Origin of the sequence: Burkholderia sp. BE12 (assembly GCF_002959955.1) — a bacterium.
Lineage (GTDB): Bacteria > Pseudomonadota > Gammaproteobacteria > Burkholderiales > Burkholderiaceae > Burkholderia.
In genome coordinates this window covers 45,748-65,494 of sequence record NZ_PREY01000017.1, presented here as the reverse complement: position 1 = coordinate 65,494, position 19,747 = coordinate 45,748, and the positions used below count along the sequence as shown (strand labels likewise).

18 protein-coding genes are annotated in these 19,747 nt (G+C 65.8%); 7 read left to right on the top strand and 11 right to left on the bottom strand.

Annotation, left to right across the window (positions count from 1 at the left end):
- Positions 1-7: 7 nt before the first annotated feature.
- From C4B30_RS20080 to C4B30_RS20055, 6 genes are all read right to left on the bottom strand, one after another.
- Positions 8-1,189, bottom strand: a complete 1,182-nt coding sequence (locus tag C4B30_RS20080; protein WP_105132911.1) for a glycosyltransferase — start codon at positions 1,187-1,189, stop codon at positions 8-10.
- Between the two features lie 43 nt (positions 1,190-1,232).
- Positions 1,233-3,455 carry a GNVR domain-containing protein gene (locus tag C4B30_RS20075; RefSeq protein WP_234015449.1) on the bottom strand — a complete coding sequence of 741 codons (2,223 nt, stop codon included), beginning with the start codon at positions 3,453-3,455 and terminating at the stop codon, positions 1,233-1,235.
- Positions 3,456-3,683: 228 nt separating this feature from the next.
- Entirely contained in the window at positions 3,684-4,256 is a 573-nt protein-coding gene (gmhB, locus tag C4B30_RS20070) for a D-glycero-beta-D-manno-heptose 1,7-bisphosphate 7-phosphatase (protein ID WP_105132909.1), read from the bottom strand.
- A complete protein-coding gene (locus C4B30_RS20065; RefSeq protein WP_234015444.1) occupies positions 4,246-4,977 on the bottom strand; it encodes a nucleotidyltransferase family protein in 732 nt (243 codons plus the stop codon). The genes gmhB and C4B30_RS20065 overlap by 11 nt, the downstream gene beginning before the upstream one ends.
- Positions 4,974-5,555: a D-sedoheptulose-7-phosphate isomerase gene (locus C4B30_RS20060; protein WP_089501635.1), complete on the bottom strand. Its 582-nt coding sequence runs from the start codon at positions 5,553-5,555 to the stop codon at positions 4,974-4,976. The genes C4B30_RS20065 and C4B30_RS20060 overlap by 4 nt, the downstream gene beginning before the upstream one ends.
- Positions 5,552-6,598, bottom strand: coding sequence for a GHMP family kinase ATP-binding protein (locus C4B30_RS20055; protein WP_027782853.1), 1,047 nt, complete (start codon positions 6,596-6,598; stop codon positions 5,552-5,554). Before C4B30_RS20055 ends, C4B30_RS20060 begins: the two co-directional genes overlap by 4 nt.
- A 107-nt stretch (positions 6,599-6,705) precedes the next feature.
- Here C4B30_RS20055 and C4B30_RS35680 point away from each other — a divergent pair, with 107 nt between their 5' ends.
- The 3 genes from C4B30_RS35680 (at position 6,706) to C4B30_RS20045 (ending at position 10,913) form a co-directional block, all read left to right on the top strand.
- On the top strand, positions 6,706-7,053 hold the full coding sequence (locus C4B30_RS35680; RefSeq protein WP_199779078.1) for a hypothetical protein: 348 nt from the start codon (positions 6,706-6,708) through the stop codon (positions 7,051-7,053).
- A 50-nt stretch (positions 7,054-7,103) separates the two neighbouring features.
- Positions 7,104-8,225, top strand: a complete 1,122-nt coding sequence (locus C4B30_RS20050; protein ID WP_227789641.1) for a polysaccharide biosynthesis/export family protein — start codon at positions 7,104-7,106, stop codon at positions 8,223-8,225.
- Between the two features lie 486 nt (positions 8,226-8,711).
- A complete protein-coding gene (locus tag C4B30_RS20045) occupies positions 8,712-10,913 on the top strand; it encodes a glycoside hydrolase family 3 C-terminal domain-containing protein (protein ID WP_105132960.1) in 2,202 nt (733 codons plus the stop codon).
- Between the two features lie 81 nt (positions 10,914-10,994).
- Here the strand turns inward: C4B30_RS20045 and C4B30_RS36080 are convergent, their stop codons facing one another.
- Together C4B30_RS36080 and C4B30_RS20040 are read right to left on the bottom strand one after the other, a co-directional pair.
- Positions 10,995-11,120 carry a hypothetical protein gene (locus C4B30_RS36080; protein WP_256980673.1) on the bottom strand — a complete coding sequence of 42 codons (126 nt, stop codon included), beginning with the start codon at positions 11,118-11,120 and terminating at the stop codon, positions 10,995-10,997.
- Positions 11,117-11,695, bottom strand: a complete 579-nt coding sequence (locus C4B30_RS20040) for a DUF4865 family protein (RefSeq protein ID WP_199779077.1) — start codon at positions 11,693-11,695, stop codon at positions 11,117-11,119. The genes C4B30_RS36080 and C4B30_RS20040 overlap by 4 nt, the downstream gene beginning before the upstream one ends.
- A 118-nt stretch (positions 11,696-11,813) precedes the next feature.
- On the opposite strand from C4B30_RS20040, the gene C4B30_RS20035 reads away from it, so the two are divergent.
- Positions 11,814-12,671: a LysR family transcriptional regulator gene (locus C4B30_RS20035; protein ID WP_105132905.1), complete on the top strand. Its 858-nt coding sequence runs from the start codon at positions 11,814-11,816 to the stop codon at positions 12,669-12,671.
- Between the two features lie 527 nt (positions 12,672-13,198).
- Positions 13,199-13,786 (top strand): IMPACT family protein, encoded by a 588-nt coding sequence (locus C4B30_RS20025; RefSeq protein ID WP_027782848.1) that lies wholly within the window; start codon positions 13,199-13,201, stop codon positions 13,784-13,786.
- 266 nt (positions 13,787-14,052) lie between these two features.
- Here C4B30_RS20025 and ppk2 read toward each other — a convergent pair whose 3' ends face one another.
- Positions 14,053-15,003, bottom strand: coding sequence for a polyphosphate kinase 2 (gene ppk2 / locus C4B30_RS20020; RefSeq protein ID WP_089501631.1), 951 nt, complete (start codon positions 15,001-15,003; stop codon positions 14,053-14,055).
- A 148-nt stretch (positions 15,004-15,151) separates the two neighbouring features.
- Entirely contained in the window at positions 15,152-15,601 is a 450-nt protein-coding gene (locus C4B30_RS20015) for a winged helix-turn-helix transcriptional regulator (protein ID WP_006479218.1), read from the bottom strand.
- Between the two features lie 348 nt (positions 15,602-15,949).
- On the opposite strand from C4B30_RS20015, the gene C4B30_RS20010 reads away from it, so the two are divergent.
- Positions 15,950-16,873 carry an alpha/beta fold hydrolase gene (locus C4B30_RS20010; protein ID WP_105132903.1) on the top strand — a complete coding sequence of 308 codons (924 nt, stop codon included), beginning with the start codon at positions 15,950-15,952 and terminating at the stop codon, positions 16,871-16,873.
- Positions 16,874-16,998: 125 nt separating this feature from the next.
- Here C4B30_RS20010 and ggt read toward each other — a convergent pair whose 3' ends face one another.
- The gene (gene ggt / locus C4B30_RS20005) at positions 16,999-18,720 is read right to left on the bottom strand and encodes a gamma-glutamyltransferase (protein ID WP_027782845.1); all 1,722 of its coding nucleotides are present in this window, start codon (positions 18,718-18,720) and stop codon (positions 16,999-17,001) included.
- A gap of 397 nt (positions 18,721-19,117) precedes the next feature.
- Here ggt and C4B30_RS20000 point away from each other — a divergent pair, with 397 nt between their 5' ends.
- Positions 19,118-19,642, top strand: coding sequence for a metal-dependent hydrolase (locus tag C4B30_RS20000; protein ID WP_027782844.1), 525 nt, complete (start codon positions 19,118-19,120; stop codon positions 19,640-19,642).
- Positions 19,643-19,747: the final 105 nt, after the last annotated feature.

The following is a 19,747-nucleotide window of genomic DNA, read 5'->3' as shown; positions in this document are numbered from 1 at the left end:
GCCTCTTTCACACGTCCGCCCGGCCGGCGCGCGGCCGGTCATGCACGGCTCGCTCCAGCGCATCGTGCAGTTGCGCGCTGACCGCGCCGGACGAAAAACGCCGTGCGTTCGCCCGCCCTGCGCTCACCAGAGCGGCGCGCAGCGACGGGTCGCCGGCGACCCGTTCGATCTGCCGGCCCCATTCGGCGGCATCCATCGCATCGGCGACGGCCACGAACGACTCGCCCATCGTGTAGCGGTACACCGGCAAATCGGACGCGACGACCGGCACGCCGACGAACTGCGCCTCGATCACCGTGCGACCGAAGCCTTCGTGCAACGTCGGCGAGACATACAGATCCGATGCCTGGAAAAAGTAGCCGAGATCCTCGTCACCGACGTTCTCGACGAAATGGGCGGCGAAGCCCGCCTGCGCGGCAATGCCGCGGCATTCGTCGCGGTTCGCCTGGGTGTGTGCGCTGCCTACCCGCAGCACCATCACGTCCTTGCGTCCGAGCGACGCCAGCGCGCGAAACAGCGTCGCATTATTCTTGCGCGTTTCGTCCGAGCCGACGTTCAGCACCACCAGCGCGTCGCCGACGTCGATACCGAAGCGCGCGAGCAGCATCGCGCGCGCCCGTTCTCGCACCGCGGCGTCGATCGGCGCATAGCGATCGTCGAACGCATTGGGAACGACCTGGATCCGGTCGGCGCGGATGCGCAGCTCCGCCAGTGCTTCCTGCGCGGTCACGTCCGACGGCACGAGCACCGCGTCCGCGGTCGCGATCAGCGACTGCGTCAATCGCATGTACGCATTCTTCAACTGCTCGACGACGCCGCGCACCTGCCCCGGACGCTGCACGTGATGCAGCACGATGCCGACGCGGCCGCCCGCCCACCGGATCGGCGGAATCATGAAGGCCAGGTCTTCCTGATACAGCATCACGAAGTGCCCGGCACGCGCCGCCGCGATCGCACGCAGCGGATACAGCACGAACTGCGTCCAGTAGCGCAGGAACGAACGCGGCTCGGCCGGAATGTCGACCGCCTCCACGTCGAATCCCGCCATTGCAGGGATGAAATCGATACATTTGAGGCTGTATCGCATGACGCCGTTCCAGCTCACCGGACGCGGGCCGAGAAACCACACGACCCGCACCGCGGGCGACTCGCGCCGCAGTCCGTCATTGCCCGCCATCGAATCACTCATGCGTCGCACTCCTCGCCCGATTGCATCGACTCCCCCCGAGCGGTCAGGCGCGCGCCGCGGCAAAACCCGCGCCGATCCGGCGAACGCCGTGCAACGGCGACGGCTCGAAGCCGTTGAACACCAGCCCGTCGATGCGCACACCGATCTTGCGCAGGCCGTCGAGCGCGTCCGCCATGCCGGCCGAGTTCGCCGAACCCTGGCGCACCACCAACAGCGTCATGTCGGCCACGCGCGACAAGGCCGCGATGTCGGCCACCGGCAGCGCGGACGGCGCATCCACGATGACCATGTCGTAGCCGCTGCGCAACGACACGACCAGCTTGTCGAGACGCGCGACGTCGAAGAGGTTGCGCGCGGACGCGCGCTGGGTGCCGGCGGACAGCGCATCGAGCTTCCCGGCCACGCGCGTGATCGCCTCGTCGGCCGGCAGCGCGCCCTTCAATACGTCGGACAGGCCCGGCGACGCGGCGACCGGCAGATAGCGATGCAGCGCGGGCGCGCGCACGTTGGCATCGACGATCACCGTCTTGAGCCCCTTCTCGGCGAACAGGTACGCGAGGTTGGCGGCGATCATCGACTTGCCCTGGGCGGGCGCCGCGGACGACACGAGCACGACCTTCGCGTCGCCGCCATAGGCCGCCAGCCGGTGTCGCAACGTCAGCGCCAGGCTGTCCATCGCATCGGCCAGCGGCTCGTCGGCCGGCTCCTGTGTCGCGATGAAGGCCGGCGTGCGGTTCGCATCCGCATCGGCCTGGCGCCGCGAATTCGGCAGAATGCCGAGCATCGGGATGCCGAACGCCGCTTCCAGCTCATGCGGATCGCGAATGCGGCCGGACAGCAATGCACGACCCTGCGCCGCGAGAAACCCGAGCATCAGCCCGATCACCGCGCCGGCCAGGATCGCGATCAGGCGCTTCGGCCGGATCGGCTTGTCGCTCACGATCGCCTTGTCGACGATCGACGCGTTGCCGACCGTTCCGGCTTCCGCGATCTGCAACTGCTGCGTATTATTCAGCAATCCGACATAGAGCTGGTTGTTGACCTCGACGTCGCGCGCGAGACGCAAGTACGTCTGCTGCTGCGACGGCAGGCGCGCGGCCTTGTCCTTCAACACGGCGGCCTGCTTGTCGAGTTCCTTCAGCTTGTTGGCCGCCGCAACGACCTGCGGCTGCCCCGGTACGTATTTCGACAGCAGATCCTGATACTCGAGCCGGGTTTCGAGCCGCGACTTGTCGACGAGCGCCAGTTGCTCGACCAGCAGCCGGATATCGCCCTGTGCGTCGATCGAACCCTGCTGATTGCGGAACGTGTTCAGCGCCTGCTCGGCCTGTTGCAGCCGGGCCTTGACGAGCGGCATCTGCGCGTTGAGGAACGTGAGGCTGCGCTCGGCATCGTCGGCGCGGCGTCTCGCGTTGAAGTTCAGGTAGGCTGCGGCGATCGCATTGAGCATGCGCGCGGCAAAGACGGGATCGGCATCCTCGAAACTCAGTTGCATGATGCCCGACTGGCGCTTCGTCTCGGTCACGCCGAGTTTCTTCAGGATCGCTTCGAGACGCACGTCGGTGGCGACGCGCCGCACGCGGAATTGAGCGCCGGGGCGCGCGACGATCCGTGCCACGTCCACGCGATAGCCGTCGCTCGCGCTCGGCACGCCGACCACCCCGCTCAGCACCACCTGGCCGCCGCGGTCCGTCAACCGGAATCGGTTGCCGTCGAGATAATCGAACGTCAGTGCCTTGCCGATCTGCGCGTCCGGCACCTCGAACGTCCTGAACTCCAGACGCTCGCCGCCCCATGCCCACGACGACATCCCGAGCGGTGCGTCGACGAGGCCGTTCGCGTCCTTGGGCAGGAACGAACCGATCAGCCCGCCGACGATCGGAAACCGGTTCTCGACCGACACCTCGGCCTGTGCGGCCGTCGCATTCATCGCTTCCAGAACGACCGAGCGCGAACGGACGATGTCGATTTCGCCAACCACCGCCGAGTTCTGGATATCGAGCGCCTTGGAGATCGACGACAGCGACCCCAGTGCGCTGGCCTTGTTCTCCTCGATCTGGATCAGCGTGTCGGCCGAATACACGGGCGTTGCAGCGATCGCATAGACGATCGCCAGCAACAGGCAGGCGGCGAGCACGGCCGCGAACAGGCGCCCGTTGTCGAGCACGTTCTCCAGCAAATCGATCGGCGACAACCGCGTCGCATGTCCGGCGGCCTGTTTCGGTTCGTTCTGATGCCCGGTCAATGCAGGTCGGTCCATCTTCATGCTGAACTCCAGAATGGAAGATCCGGCTGGCTTCGCCGCTTTACGCGCGTTGTGATTCACGTTCATGTCTTTGAAAATCCGGCTGGAAACCCTTCGGTGCCGCCCCGGCGCGCGCTGCGTCGGGAGCCTGGATGCCCCGCGCGTGCCCGACCGGCGCAACGGCCGGCAAGCCGTTGTCGAGTCCTCGTTCGTTTCGTCTCGGCGTGCAGTCGTCGAGGCCGCTGCCCGCTACACACCCGCCGCGACGATTCCCGTGCGTTGCAGCGCCGCACCGATGTCGGACAGCCGCGCGACGACGTCGGCCGCCGGATCGGCCGGCGCATGGCCCGCCCGGTCGCCCACGAACAGGAAACGACGCCCGACGCCGGCGCGCGCACCGGCATCGAGATCGGACGGCTTGTCGCCGACCAGGACCGACGCGGCCAGGTCGAGGTCGAGATCGCGCCGCGCGTCGTGCAACATCCCGGGCTGCGGCTTCCGGCATGCACATGCCTGCCGGTAACGGCCCATCCCGGCCACCGGGTGATGCGGACAAAAATAGACGCGGTCGATTCTTGCGCCACGCTCGTCGAATCTGCGGCACATCCAGTCCATGAATGCGGTGAACTGCAACTCCGAAAAATATCCGCGGCCGATGCCGGCCTGATTCGTCACGACGACCACCTGGTAACCGCTCGCATTGGCCAGCCGCACGAGATCGAAGATGCCGTCGACGAACACGCAGTCCTGCTGCCGGTGGACGTAGCCGTAGTCGATGTTGATCACGCCGTCGCGATCCAGGAACAGGGCTTTACGCTTCACTGGTTCCGGTCTCCAGCATCAGCGGAATCACGGTCTGCGCGCGCCGGTAGTCCGCCGGCACGCCGATGTCGATGAACGACGTGACTTCGGGGAATACGCGGATGTCGAGCGTGTCGACCCGTTCGGCGAGGAAATCCTGTTCGAACGAAAACTTCGTCGGCAGCGTGAAGCCGAGCAGCTTGCTCGCGTTGACCACATACGTGCCCGCATTGATGTAGCCGCGCGCCGGGCGTTTCTCGCGGAATGCCGACAGCCGGTGCGACTTCGCATCGAATTCGAGCGTGCCGTAGCGCGACGCATCGTCGACGCACGTCGCCGCCACGACGAGATCGGGACGCGTCGCATGATGAAACGCCGACAACGCGCGCAGATCCAGATTCGACAACGTATCGCCGTTCATCACGATCATGTCGCGCGCGCCGTGAGCGTTCAGCGCGTGAACGATCGCGCCGCCGGTACCGAGCGGCTCGTCTTCCTCGATCACGGAAATCGCGATGCCGAAGCGGCGCGACGTCACGAACGACTTGATCGGCCCGCTGCCGTAGCCGAGCGACAGCACGACTTCCGTCACGCCCTGCTGCTGCAGCCCTCGCAGCATCCAGCCCAGAAACGGCTCGCCGTCGATCGACGCGAGCGCCTTCGGCAGCGCGTCGCCCAACACCGGGCGCAGCCGCGTACCGAGGCCGCCGGCAAGGATCAGGCAGGGCAGCATCGCGTTCATGCAAAGATCCGCTCTTCGACGATGCCGCAAACGATGTGGCCGCACACGAGATGCCCTTCCTGGATCTTCGGCGTCGACGCGGACGGAATCTCGATGCAGATGTCGGCACGCCTGCGCATCTCGGCGGCGCCCGGGCCGTTTCCCGTGAAGCCGACGGAAAACATGCCGGCCGTCCTGGCGACTTCCAGCGCGCGGAGAATGTTCGGCGAACGCCCCGACGTCGAATACGCCCAGAAGATGTCGCCGGGGCGTCCGGTCGCCTGAAGCTGGCGCTCGAACAGCTTCTCGTAACCGTAGTCGTTGCCGATCGCGGTCATGACCGAGCTGTCCACGGTCAGCGCAAATGCCGCAAGCCCCGGCCGGTCGAAATTGAAACGGCTGACGAATTCGCCGGCGATGTGCTGCGCGTCCGCGGCGCTGCCGCCGTTGCCCGCGAGCAGGATCTTGTTGCCAGTTCGCAGCGCTTCCGTCACGCGTTCGGCCACCTGTTCGATCCGCGCCAGTTGCTCACGGTCGGATACGAGCGCCGTCAGCACCGACAGCGTCTGGCGAATTTCGCTCTCCACTCCGATCGTCATTGATTCTTTCTCCACGACTGCGCACCGATGTCGGTGAACGTACAGTTGAGCACCTGGCCGTTGATCCCCTTGTACGCGTCCAGCGCGCGCATCACGGCCGACCGTTCGACCGGATCGACGAAGAACATCATGAAGCCGCCGCCGCCCGCGCCGGACACCTTGCCGGCCCTCGCGCCGGCCCGGACCGCGACCCGGTACAGATCGTCGATCATCGAGTTCGAGATGTTCTTCGCCATCCGCTTCTTCGATTCCCACGCGTCGCGCATCGACGCGGCGAACGCATCGAAATCGGCGCGCAGCACGGCTTCCTTCATGCGTACGGCTTCGTCCTTGACCTCGTGCAACGCGGCCAGCGAATCGACGACGCCCTCCGTCACGTTGCTGCTCTGTTCCTTGATGATATTGGCTGACTCGCGCGATACGCCGGTGTAATACAGCACGAGCGACGCCTCCATCTCGGCCTTGATTTCCTGCTTGATCCGCAACGGATTGACGATCACGCGATCGCCGTAGAACTCCATGAAGTTCAGTCCGCCGAACGTCGCCGCGTATTGATCCTGCTTGCCGCCGGCGAGCCCGAGATCCTCTCGCTCGATGTTGTGCGCGAGGTGTGCGATGTCGTATTCGCCGAGCGGCAGCGACAGCAGTTCGCAGAACGCCCTGACCAGCGCGACGACGATCGTCGACGACGAGCCGAGCCCGGATCCCGGCGGCGCTTCGGAGCATGTCGTGATCGTGACGGCCAACGGATGACCGCCATGAAAATCCCGCACGATCCGGTTGTAGACGCCGACATGCAGCCCGAGCCCGTTCTGCACCTCGAGCACCGGCGACACCGCACCGATCCAGCGCGTATCCGTATCCGCCGCTACCAGTTCGACCTTCGCGTCGTCGCGCGGCGCGATCGACGCATACGCGAACTTCTCGATCGTGACATTGAGCGCCAGACCGCCGAACCGGTCCGAATAAGGCGGCACGTCGGTTCCGCCGCCGCCCAGACCCAACCGCAAAGGCGCCCTGGAACGGGCAATGAAGCGTGTCATGAAATCTCTCGCAGACAGTGAGTCGGACGCCGGCACGATGCCGTTCGCGCCTCCGCACATTCGGTCGCGAATGCACGACCATGTTCGTTGGCGCCACTATGCGATAGATGTCCGGCACGCTGCGTGCGATGGCTTACATTAAGCCGCCACCGCTCGATCCAGGCGTTCAACCTGCGTTACGCTTTGTTCGCGATCGGCACGGCGACGTGCGAACCGGCGTCGAAATCGCCGTCACGTCCCCGCCGCGCATGACGACTTCCTTCCGTCATTGGCAATGTTTGACAATCGATGCCGGGAGCCGCCTCGCCGTGAACGACGCGCGGATCGCCGTGCGCCCGAATGCTGCCCGCGCGTGTCGTCACGATGTGCAGAACGAAGCGAAAGGCGCGACACGCACCTTCGATTCGATCCGGATAACGTATCAATCGATTCAACGATGCTGGACACAAAAATGAAAATCGCTCAACCGCTGGACTCCGTGGCGCCGGGCCACCCTCGCACCACCATGCACCGCATGTGCATGGCGTTCTCGTTCGCGACCATCGCGACGCTGTCCGCCTGCACGGTGCCCGGGCAGCACATGAGTTCGACCGCGTTGCCGGTCACGACCGCCGACAACGGCGACGTCACCAGCGACATGCAGGTGCCGGTCAAGCAGATCGACCTGACGCAGATCGAGCAGATTCGCGCCGCACAGAAACGTGCGCCCGGTGCGACCATTGCGCCGAGCCTGTTCGCGAAGTCGGACATGTACAGGATCGGCGCCGGCGACGTGCTGCAGATCACGGTATGGGATCACCCCGAGTTCGCGACGGCCGCCGGGCAGCCGGTGCAGAACACGAAGGCCGCGGACGCAGCACCCGGCTTCGTCGTCGACGGCAACGGCAACGTGCAGTTTCCGTATGTCCCGCGGCCGATCCACGCGGTCGGGAAAACCGTCGCGCAGCTCCAGCACGAGGTCAGGACCGAACTCGCCAAGGTATTCGTCAAGCCGCAGGTCACGGTTCGCGTCGCGTCGTTCCGCGCCACGCAGGTCTACGTCGACGGCGAGGTGCGTAATCCGGGTGCACAGCCGATCAACGACATTCCGATGACGCTGATCGAAGCCGTCAGCCGCGCGGGCGGCTTTGCGCCGACCGCGGATCAGAGCCGCGTCACGCTCACCCGCAACGGCACGATCTATCCGCTGAACGTCGCGCAGATGATGAAGACGGGCAAAAACCCGGCGGACATCATGCTGAGGCCCGGCGACATGCTGCACGTGAGCGCGCGCGACGACAATCCCGTGTACGTGATGGGCGAAGTGGTCCGGCCGCAAGCCGTCGCGCCGCTGCGCGACGGTTCGCTCACGCTGAGCGAAGCGCTCACGCAGGCCGGTCAGCTCAATCAGCAAACGTCGAATGCCAAGCAGGTGTTCGTGCTGCGCAAGGCCGCCGACAGCGCACCCGTCATCTATCACCTCGACATGCAGTCGCCGGTGTCGATGCTGCTCGCGAACCAGTTCCCGCTCGCGTCGAAGGATGTCGTGTATGTCGACAACACCGGGCTGGTCCGCGCAAGCCGCGTGCTGAACCTGCTGCTGCCGGCGATCAGCGCGGGGTTGACCGGCGCACTCGTCACGAAGTAGCCAGGCCGGCCGCACGCGGGGAGCGGGGGCGCAGGACGCTCCCGTCCCCGGGTTCGATGCGCACGCAACGAGTCGATCCCCATCCCGACGAATTACCCCGCAAGACCGCCTGCTCCCAAGTACTTCTTACCCGCGTCACCTCCCGCAATCGGGAACGATGACCGCCTTTTCATCCCGCCGCGCGCCCCTACGAAATAAAGATCACACGTATCGGTAGAAACACCGATGCTGTAGTCAAACTACATTCATACCATTAGTCGCAGCAGAGAATCGCTACATCCGATTCGACAGTGTCGGGCGGCCAGCGCGTCGCCGCCCGCATTGACCGGTCGAGCCCAACCGGCCGTAACGATTCCCCGCCTGGCCTGGCATGCCGACGCGCAACCACCCTGCATCGCCAGCCGAATGCGTCCGGTGCGAATCCACCTGGCGCGCGCAGCTCCAGACATCATCCGAACAACCGGCAATACGATCATGGAGAGCAACATGCGGGACACCCTCTGGCCGGCCGTCGTGCTGGCAGCGACCCTCTGCACCACCGCCTACGCCGGCGACGCCGATTTCAATGCGCAGGGCGACGCGACCGATGCGTTCGCATCGTCCGCCGCGCAACGGCGCGCCGACCTGCTCGTGCGCAAGATGACGCTCGACGAGAAACTTCAATTCATTCATTCGCAATACGAAATGTCCAAGGTGCCGGGCGGCGGCGCCGGCTACATCCAGGGCGTGCCGCGGCTCGGCATTCCCGATCTGAACATGGTCGATTCGGCGACCGGCTCCGGCAGCACGTCGCAGGCCAGCACGACGTTCCCGGCGACGATCGCGGTCGCCGCGAGCTGGGATCGTCGGCTGTCGTACGACTTCGGCAAGCAGGTCGCGATCCAGTTGCGCGCGCAAGGATTCGGCATGGGCCTCGGCGGCGGCACCAACCTCGCGCGCGAGCCGCGCGGCGGACGCCTGTTCGAGTATCTCGGCGAGGATCCGCTGCTCGCCGGCGATCTGCTCGCCGAACGCACGCTCGCCACGCAGCGACAGAAAGTCATCGCCACGATCAAGCACTACGCGGGCAACGAGCAGGAGCACGGCCGGATGGGCGGCAATACGCAGATCGACGAGCGCACGCTGCGCGAGTTGTATCTGCTGCCGTTCGAGATCGCCGCGAAGCGCGGCCGGCCCGGCAGCGTGATGTGCAGCTACAACCGCCTGAACGGCACCTATGCGTGCGAAAACCCTCACCTGCTGAACGACGTGCTGAAGAACGAATGGGGCTTTCAGGGGCAGGTGCAGTCCGACTGGGGCGCCACGCACAGCACCGCCGCCGCGATCAACGCCGGGCTCGACGAGGAAGAAGACGTCGGACCGAGCGTGTATCTGACGCCGGCGGCCGTCAAGCAGGCGATCGCGAACGGCTCGGTGTCGACCGCGCGCCTCGACGACATGGTGCGCCGCAAGCTCGCCGTGATGATCCGCGTCGGCGTGATGGACGATCCGGCCAAAGGCGGCGGCACGATCGATTTCGCGGCCGGTAACCGGTTCGCGCAGGCGGCCTCCGAGCAGTCGATCGTTCTTCTGAAGAACGACGGCAATCAGTTGCCGCTCGTCGCGTCGGCGCTGTCGCGCATCGCCGTGATCGGTGGCCATGCGGATGCGGCCGTGCTGTCCGGCGGCGGCTCGGGCAACACGCGCGATCCCGTATCGGGTTCGTTCGCCGGTTGCGGCGGCCTGACGTTCGGCTCGTCGACCGGGTGCAGCTGGTGGCGCAATCCGTGGCTCAAGGTCGACGTGCCGATCGTCGCGGCGATCCGCGCGTTGGCGCCGGCCGCGCAGGTCACGTTCGCCGGCAACAGCGACCAGCAGTCGCCGTTCCGCGCGTACACGCAGCAGGAGATCGACCAGGCCGTGGCGCTCGCGGGCCGCTCGGATGTCGCGATCGTCGTGGTCACGCAGCCGGCCGGCGAGGATTTCGGCGATCTGCAGAGCCTGAGCCTCGCGAACCCGTCGAACCAGGATGCGCTCGTCGAAGCCGTCGCGCGCGCGAATCCGCATACGATCGTCGTCGTCCAGAGCGGCAACCCGGTGCTGATGCCGTGGAAGGACAACGTGTCGGCCATCGTCGAGGCGTGGTATCCGGGCGAAGCCGGCGGCAAGGCGATCGCGAACGTGCTGTTCGGTGCGGTCAATCCGTCCGGCAAGCTGCCCGTCACTTTCCCGGCGCGCGATCAGGACTCGCCGACGTGGGGGCAAAACGGCGCATTCGACACCGACCCGGTGTACGCGGAAAAGCTGAACATGGGCTACCGCTGGTATGACGCGCGCAACATCAAGCCGATGTTCGAGTTCGGCTACGGCCTGTCGTACACGCACTTCGCGTACTCGGGGCTGTCGGTGTCGAAGCAATGGGACGGCTCGTTGAACGTCGCGTTTACCGTGCGCAACGACGGGCGCGTTGCCGGCGCGGAAACGCCGCAGGTCTATCTCGGCGTGCCGTACAAGGACGAGCCGCCGAAGCGGCTGGTCGGCTGGGACAAGATCCGGCTGAATCCGGGCGAGGCGCGGCGTGTGCATGTGACCGTGTCGCCGCGCATGCAGAGCGTCTGGGATACGTCGCGCAACGGCTGGCGGGTCGTCTCGGGCGGGACCGTGTATGTCGGCGCGTCGTCACGCGATATCCGCTTGCAGGGCCACTGAGCGAGCGGCGATGAAGCAATCGGGGGCGTCATGCATCGCATGCGCGGCGCTCCCGCGTCAATCATCCCTGCGCTGAAGCGCTCACCGGAGCAACAGCGCCAGCACCGTCGCAAGCGCCGCAATCGCGGCGATACCCACCACCACACCCGCCAGATGCGCGGCAATCACCACACCGGCCGGCAATCGCGACGCGATGCCGGCCATCACGCGCCGCCCGCTTCCAGTGTGTCGAGCAACGGCCTCGCCAGATGCAGGACCTGGTACACCGTGCCGGCGCCGCCGTCGTCCGGTTCATGTTCCGTCACGAGCGCACGCGTCAACCGCCAGCGCAGCGGATCGAGACCGACAGCCGCCGCGACCACGCCCTGCCGAGCCGCCGCGTCGCGATTGCGTGCGATCTCCCGCGCCAGTGCCGCGTCGAGATCGGCGTCCGCCGGAATCTCGATCGTCTCCAGACGCGCGAAACGTCCCGTCGACGCGCTGCCCTTGCGCGCGTCGAGCGCAACCTGCGTGTCGATCGGCGCGCGGCCGAAGCTGTCCGTCACGATCCGATAGCGGCCGTCCGTCACGAACCGCGCGAACGCCTGTTCGTTGCGCCACAGGTAATACGACGCGTAGCCGTTTTCCGTCGCGCCGTGGCGGCCGGCCTCGCGCAGCAGGAAACCCTTGAACAGCAGGTCCGGCGTGTCGTCCCACAGCCGGCCGCGCTCGCGCACGCGATTGCGGATGATGTCGAGGTCGTAGTCCGCCGGCAGGCGGTGCATGTAGTACGCGGTCAGCATGATCGACTCCTGGCAAAAGAAACGGACGCAATGAAAGCAGCGTAGAAGACCTTGAATCATTTGAAAAGACGATGGCAGAATATTTCAATGATTCGATTCTGAAATTAACGAGGGTGCGATGAAAACGCTCGACATCGAGGCCGTGCAGGCATTCGTACTGACCGCCGATCTCAAGAGCTTCACGCGGGCCGCGGAAGCGCTGGACACGACGCAGTCCGCGGTGAGCCTGAAGATCAAGCGGCTGGAAGACGGGCTCGGCCGCCGCCTGCTGGAACGCACGCCGCGGCAGGTTCGCCTGTCGGCCGACGGCACCGCGTTCCTGGAACCGGCGCGCGAACTGGTGGCCGCTCACCATGGCGCGATCAGCGCGTTCGGCACGCGCCAGCGACGGTTGGTCATCGGTGTCAGCCACCATGTCGTCGGCGCCGATCTCCCGATGCTGCTGCGGCGGATGAGCGAAGCGGAGCCGGCGCTCGTGCTGGAGATCCGCGTCGCCGCGTCGCGCGACGTGCTCGATGCGTTCGATCGCGGCCAGCTCGATGCGGCCGTCGCGCTGCAGCACGACAGCCGGCGGCTCGACGGCGAAACCATCCTGTCGGAGTCGTTCGGCTGGATGGCGGCGGCCGATTTCGAGTACCACCCGCCGCAGCCGCTGCGGCTCGCCACGCAGGCCGAACCATGCAGCGTGCGCCGCATGGCGGTCGACGCGCTGAACGAAGCCGGTGTCGCGTGGACGGAAGTCTTTGTCGGCGGCGGCGTGGCGACGATTGGCGCGGCGGTGTCCGCGGGGCTGGCCGTCGCGGCGCTCGGGCATCGCGTGGCGCCCGCCGGCACCGTCGACGTGGGTACGCGGTACGGGCTGCCGCCGCTGCCGACGCGCGACGTGGTGCTCTACTCGAGCTTGACTGACGCGCGAGCCAGACAGGCGCTGCGCACGCTGGGCGCGGCGCTACGGTCGTCGGTTGGCGTGCGCTGATGCCGCGCGCGGCATCGATGAATTGACTTGAGCCCATCGCGGGAAAGCAAACTGCGTGCGCTGGACGAACTGATAAACGAACAGGACTCCGCGCTTCCGTCCTTGATCGAGCGGACGACGGCAGCGAGTCATCGTTGCGAGATATTGCAGGTCAACGGGTCCTCTTCGTGCCCTCCGGAATACGCATCCGAGGCCGTCCCGTTTCGGATACGTATCCGACTGACGAATGACCGGTTGACGAGCCAGAACCGCTCGCTGTCGTGAAACTCGATTACCTCGCGCTTGACCATACTCTGCGACAGGTCGAGCCAACCACATCGGCCTGCGGCGCGCTTCGTCGATTCGTATCCGGCACGTCGCCCGAACCATGGGGTGACGGCATCGAAATGCCTCGACGCGCGCCACGGTAAAATCGCGTCTTCCGCCCGCGCATATGCAGACGATATCCATCCGTCCCCGGGCCAACTTCAAAAACATCCACCCGCCATCATCACCTTGATTTCCCTACGCTTTCCGCGTGGCGACGCATGAGTTACTCGCTCGCCACCTCGTACACCCGCGAACTCGAAATCCGCAAGAGCCGTTTCATCGCGTATGCCGTTCCCGTCGAGGATCGCGATGCCGCGATGCAGGTACTGCAGCGCCTGCGCGACGAGCATCCGGCGGCCACCCATGTGTGCTGGGCGCTGCTGGCGGGCGGCCAGTCGGGTATGTCGGACGACGGCGAGCCGTCGGGCACCGCGGGCCGGCCGATCCTCGAAGTGCTGCGCCATCACGATCTCGACGGCGTGCTCGGCGCGGTCGTGCGTTACTACGGCGGCGTGAAGCTCGGCGCGGGCGGGCTGGTGCGTGCGTACACGGATGCGATCGCGTCGGCGCTGCTCGATGCCGAGCGCGTCGAGCGCATTCGGCACACGCGGCTCGCGATCGAGATCGGCTACCCGGAAGAAGCGCGCGTGCGCCGCTGGATCGAACAGGCCGGCTACGCGCTGGTGGACAGCGCGTACGGGATGACGGTGAAGCTCGTGATCAAGCTGCCCGAAACCGCCGAAGCCGCGGCAAGAGTCGAACTGTTCGATCTGACGCAGGGGCGCTCCGGGTTTCCGGAGATTTGAGCCGTTGCAGCGACAGGCCCGAGCGGCGCACGCTCGGAGCGCTCGCCGCTATCGTTTTTCCCGGTGCGTCGGAATCGCGCCGTTTCAACGGCGTCGACGCACATCAACGCGCGCATTGGGGCACGCTGTCGAGACCGTCAGTCCGACATCCTGAAAGACTGTAAACCCTGTCGGGCCGACTCGGCCGCCCTCAACCGAAACCAAAAAAAAACGCGCCGCATCACGCGGCGCGCTTCATCCCATCGCGATCGACCGGCGCGAACCGGTCAATAAACGTCCGGCACGATCATGTTGTCGGGCACCGGCCGGCGAATGTAATCCTCGTGATGCTCGCGCCGCGGCAGATCGATGCTCGGGCGCGGCACCTCGTGATACGGCACCTGGCCGAGCAGATGGTGAATGCAATTCAGCCGCGCGCGCTTCTTGTCGACGGCCTGCACCACCCACCACGGCGCCTCGGGAATGTGCGTGCGCTGCAGCATCTCTTCCTTCGCGGCCGTATAAGCCTCCCAGCGACGGCGGCTTTCGAGGTCCATCGGGCTCAGCTTCCACTGCTTCAGCGGATCCGCGATCCGGCTCTGGAAGCGCATCTCCTGCTCGTGATCGGTGATCGAGAACCAGTACTTGACGATCTGGATCCCGCTGCGCACGAGCATCTTCTCGAACTCGGGCACCGACCGGAAAAATTCCTCGTACTCGTCGTCGGTACAGAAATTCATCACGCGCTCGACGCCCGCGCGGTTGTACCAACTGCGATCGAACAGCACGATCTCGCCGCCTGCCGGCAGATGCGCGACGTAGCGCTGGAAGTACCATTGCGTGCGCTCGCGGTTGTTCGGCGCGGGGAGCGCGGCGACCCGGCACACGCGCGGGTTCAGCCGCTGCGTGATGCGCTTGATCGCCCCGCCCTTGCCGGCCGCGTCGCGCCCCTCGAAAATGACGACGAGCCGGTGCCCGGTGTTCACCACCCAGTCCTGCAGCTTCACGAGTTCGCCCTGCAAGCGGAACAACTCGCGGAAATATTCCTTGCGCGCCTCGCGACGCTCGCGCGAGAACAGCAGGTCGTCGCCCTCGTCGAAGCGGCGGTCGTCGAGCTCCATCTCGAGCTCTTCGTCGTATGCGTCGACGAGATCCTCCTCGAAACGGCGCTGGCGTGTTTCCATCGAGTTCGTATCGGTACGGTCGTCGGTCTCGGTGCGGGTATCGTTGTCGCCCATGGGGCCTCCTTCCATCATTGACGCAGCCAAACTCGGCCATTATCCCAGTGTCGCGCGTCAAATTCATGAAAATAGGCGGCCGCGCCCGTCGGAAGCGGCATGCGGACAGCCCGCCGGCCCCTCCGCGGTCCCGCCGGCTCGCCGCGTGTCAGTCGGGCGGCGGCAGCACGACCGTATCTTCCGGCCCGAGCACGCGCCCGTCCTGCGAACGCAACTCCAGCTTCCTGACCGGCAGCCCGGTTTTCCGGTCGACGAGCAACACGTGTGCCTCATCCGGTTCGAAGAAGAAATCCTCGCCCCACTGTCGCAGCGCGACGAGCAGCGGAAACAGCCCGCGCCCCTTCTCGGTCAGCACGTATTCGTGATGCGCGCCGCCGTCCGCGGCCGGCACGACGTCCATGATCCCGTGCGCGACCAGATTGCGCAGACGCGCGGCGAGGATGTTCTTCGCGAGGCCGAGATTTTTCTGGAATTCGCCGAAGCGACGCAGCCCGTCGAACGCATCGCGGACGATCAGCAGCGACCACCAGTCGCCGATCGCGTCCAGCGGGCGGGCGACGCCGCAAAGGGAATCTTCGTGCGTGGTTCGTCTGTTCATCGGTGCATGCGGCGATGCCGTGGCCGGGATATGGGCTGAACGGCGGTCGGTTTCGTTGAATTGAACGGTTTCAATATAAAACCATATCATGAAAAGATCAATTCGAGGGGCCCGACTGCTTGGGATCGACGAACGGAACGATCGCTCTACCCGGTTTGGCACAACTGTTCATACCGTTCCACGTAAGGAGTCAAGCACTGCAGCTTTCCATCGCGTGGTTCCACTCGACCGGCTCCGCACCTGACTACTGCCCTCTCGATTATTTGGTTGCAACTTGAAACCGTATAGCCTACGCTTCGATTCAGTTTCAACTTGAAACCACTCGTCCGACTACCGAAGGAGCGTTCGATGATCCGGTCCGATGCCACGTTCGACGGCACCTTTCCATTCGCCCCGCATTTCGACGACACGTCCGGCTTCCGGATGCACTACGCGGACGAAGGCCCGCGCGACGGCGAAATCGTCCTGTGCCTGCATGGCGAGCCCACATGGGGTTATCTGTTTCGTCATCTGGTGACCGCGTTGAGCCCGACATACCGCGTCGTCGTGCCCGACCACATGGGCTTCGGCAAAAGCGCGACGCCGCAGGACCGCAGCTACTGGCTGCAGGATCACATCGACAATCTCGAGCGTTTCGTGCTTGCGCGCGACCTCGATCGCATCACGCTCGTGATGCACGACTTCGGCGGCCCGGTCGGCATGGGGCTCGCCGCGCGGCATCCGGACCGGATCCGGCGCATCGTGTCGGCCAACGGCCCGACGCCGTTCGGTCAACCCGATCTCGGCGAGCGCGCGAATGCGAACGGCCGCGATGCGCCATGGTTCCAGTGGATCATGCGCGCGGCAGCCGGCGACACGCTCGAAACGGTGCTCGGGCAGCTCGGCTTCAACATCCTGAGCACACTGAAACTGAACGGCTTCGAGAACCACGCGATCATCACCGATACGTGGATCGCCGCATACGGCGCGCCGTTCGCGCAACCGGCCGACTGTCTCGGCGCGATCGGATGGGCGCGGGGATACGCGGCCGGCGCGCATCGGTTCGAGGAACCCGACGCGGCGGCACTGCGCGCGATACGCGACAAACCCGCGCTCGCGATCTGGGGAGACGCCGACCGAACGCTCGGCGCCGAACACTTCCTGCCGCTCTTTACCGCACTGTTTCCGTCCGCGCCGATCGAGCGGCTGGCAGGCGTCGGGCACTACTGCTTCGAGGATGCGCCCGATGCCATTGCCGCGCGGATCGCGGAATTCCTCCGAACGACCGGCTAAAAAAATTCGGCAGCCGGATCGAACCACCGGCTGCCGAACGGCGCGCGCGGCCGCTGTCGCCGACGCGCACGCATCGTTTCACGTCAACGTCAACGTCAACGTCAACGTCAACGTCAACGTCAACGTCAACGAATGACCCGCGTCACGCCCCGCCCGCGCGGATCGGCCATCGCTTCCGGCGTCTTGCCGTCGATCTTGATGACCTGGATGTCGCCGCTGAAATCCTGACCCTTCAGCGTATAGCCGCGCGCCTCGATCTGCTTCGCGAGTTCGCCTTCGATCGGGTGGTACGGCTCCCAGAAGATCGTATTCGGCGGCAGCAGCTGGTGATGGAAACGCATCGCGCCAACGGCCTCCTTCAGAGGCATCTTGAAGTCGTAGATGTTGTTGATCACCTGGAAGATCGACGTGAAGATGCGCGAGCCGCCCGGCGTGCCGATCACCAGCGACACCTTGCCGTCCTTGGTCATGATCGTCGGCGACATCGACGACAGCGGGCGCTTCTTCGGTTCGATCGCGTTCGCGTCGCTGCCGACCACGCCGAACATGTTCGCGACGCCCGGTTTCGCGGAGAAGTCGTCCATCTCGTCGTTCAGCACGATGCCCGTGCCGTCGGCGATCACGCCCGAGCCAAAATAGCCGTTGATCGTGTACGTGTTCGACACCGCGTTGCCCCACTTGTCGACCACCGAGAAGTGCGTCGTTTCGGCCTTCTCCGGCATCGTCGTGCCGAGGCCCGGCTGCACGCTCTTCGTATCCGACGGCTCCTTCGGGTTGACCTCGGCCGCGCGCTTCGCGATATACGCATCGTCGGTCAGCTGCGCGATCGGCACCTTGTAGAAGTCGGGATCGCCGAGATACTGCGCCCGATCGGCGAACACGCGCTTCTCGATTTCCGCGACGAGGTGGACGTACTGCGGCGAGTTGAGCTTCACGCCCTCGAAATCCTGCTTCAGGTCGGCCTTCATCTTCAGCAGTTGCACAAGACCGATGCCGCCCGAACTCGGGGGCGGCGCGGTGATCACGTCATAGCCGTTCCACTTCGCCTGCACCGGCTGGCGCCACACCGCACGGTATTGCGCGAGATCCTCGGTCGTGATCAGCCCGTTGCCGTCGCCGGTCTTCATCGACGCGGCGATCAGCTCGGCCGTCTTGCCCTTGTAGAAGCCTTCCGCGCCACCGTCCGCGATGCGCGTCAGCACGTCGGCGAGATCGGGTTGCTTGAAGTTCACGCCGGCCTTCAGCCCGGAGAAGTACTTGTCGAAGTTGGTCTTGCCGCCGAACTCCTTCGATGCGTCGACGCCGCGTTGCGCCAGCTGCTCATCGACGACGAAGCCGTCGCGCGCATAGTGGATCGCCGGCGCGAGCACCTGCTTCCACTTCAGCTTGCCGAAGCGCTTCTGCGCTTCCCACATGCCCGCCACCGTGCCCGGCACGCCGACCGCGCGCGGGCCGTACAGGCTCATGCCCTTGACGACGTTGCCGTCCTTGTCGAGGTACATGTCCTTCGTCGCGGCGAGCGGCGCGCGCTCGCGATAATCGATGAAGTACGGCTTGCCGTCCTTGTAGATCGTCATGAAGCCGCCGCCGCCGATGTTGCCGGCTTCCGGGTACGTGACGGCGAGCGTGAACGCGATCGCGACGGCCGCGTCGATCGCGTTGCCGCCTTCCTTGAAGATCCGCTCCGCCGCATCCGCGCTGTACTTGTCGGCCACCGCCACCGCGGAGCTGGTCAGGACCGCGGGCTGCGGCCCTTTCGCGTAGGCGGGCGCGTTCGGCAGGAAGCCGATGCCGGCCACCGTCGCGAGCACGGCGGCGGATGATTTGAAGCGATTCAGCGTAGTCATTGCATGTCCCCCATGTGGATCTCGTTCAGGCACGACGAGCACCTGATCCGTGGATGGCCGCTGGCGCGCCGGCGGCCATATGCCGGCTTCGTAGTATAGGGGGACAAAAAGGGTCGAACACGCGGCGGAGGCGAAAGCGTGCCGATCGTCTACGCGCGGTCACGTTGCGGCGCCGCGACGCGAACGGGGATCGTTCGATAACGCCCGCGGCACGCGCAGTCGCGCAACGCACAAAACCGAAAGTTGCGAACCGTGGGGCAGCCCCCGCAGCACGAGCAAAAAAATCCGCGAACGAGCCACCCGCGGCACAGGCCGATCTGCGAAGATAGCGCCCCGTTTGCGCGCCGCATCATCGTTTCGTGCACGCGCCGCTTCACGTTTCCTCGTCTCGCTCCCTATGGCATCACACAATGCGCATCACGCGTCCGGCTTCGCGGCCGGCGTCGCCGCCGCCGTCCTCGTCGCCCAAACCGGCGCAACCGGCCCCTGGCATTCGGGCATGCTCGCCGCGTTCGCGGCGGGCGTCGCGGGCGGCACCGCGCCCGACTGGCTCGAAGTCGCATGGTGGAGCCGCAAGCGCCGCCTGTGGATCACGCATCGCACCATCACGCACTGGGGCATCGGCTGGCTCGCGCTGCTCGCGCTCGGATGGCACGGGCTCATCCATCATCCGCATCCGCTTTGGGCCGCGCCGCTGTTCGGCTTCGCCTGCGGCGGCGTGATGCATCTGCTCGCCGACTGGCCCAATCCGCTCGGCGTACCGTGGATCTGGCGGCGCCACTCGCTCAACCTGTGGAACAGCGGGCATTGCGACCTGATCGTGGTGGCCGCCGCCTGGGGCGGCACGCTGTGGCTCGCGCAGTCGCTGTGGTCGCGTGCGCCGCTGATCGAACACTGGCTCGGCTGGCTGCATCGCGTCTAGTTGCAATTCGACACAATTCCGCACGCGATCGGCATGCCGACATGCACGCAACTTTTCGTCCATTGAAAGCGCGGGGCAGGCCCCCATCTGAGTGTGAATCGCCGG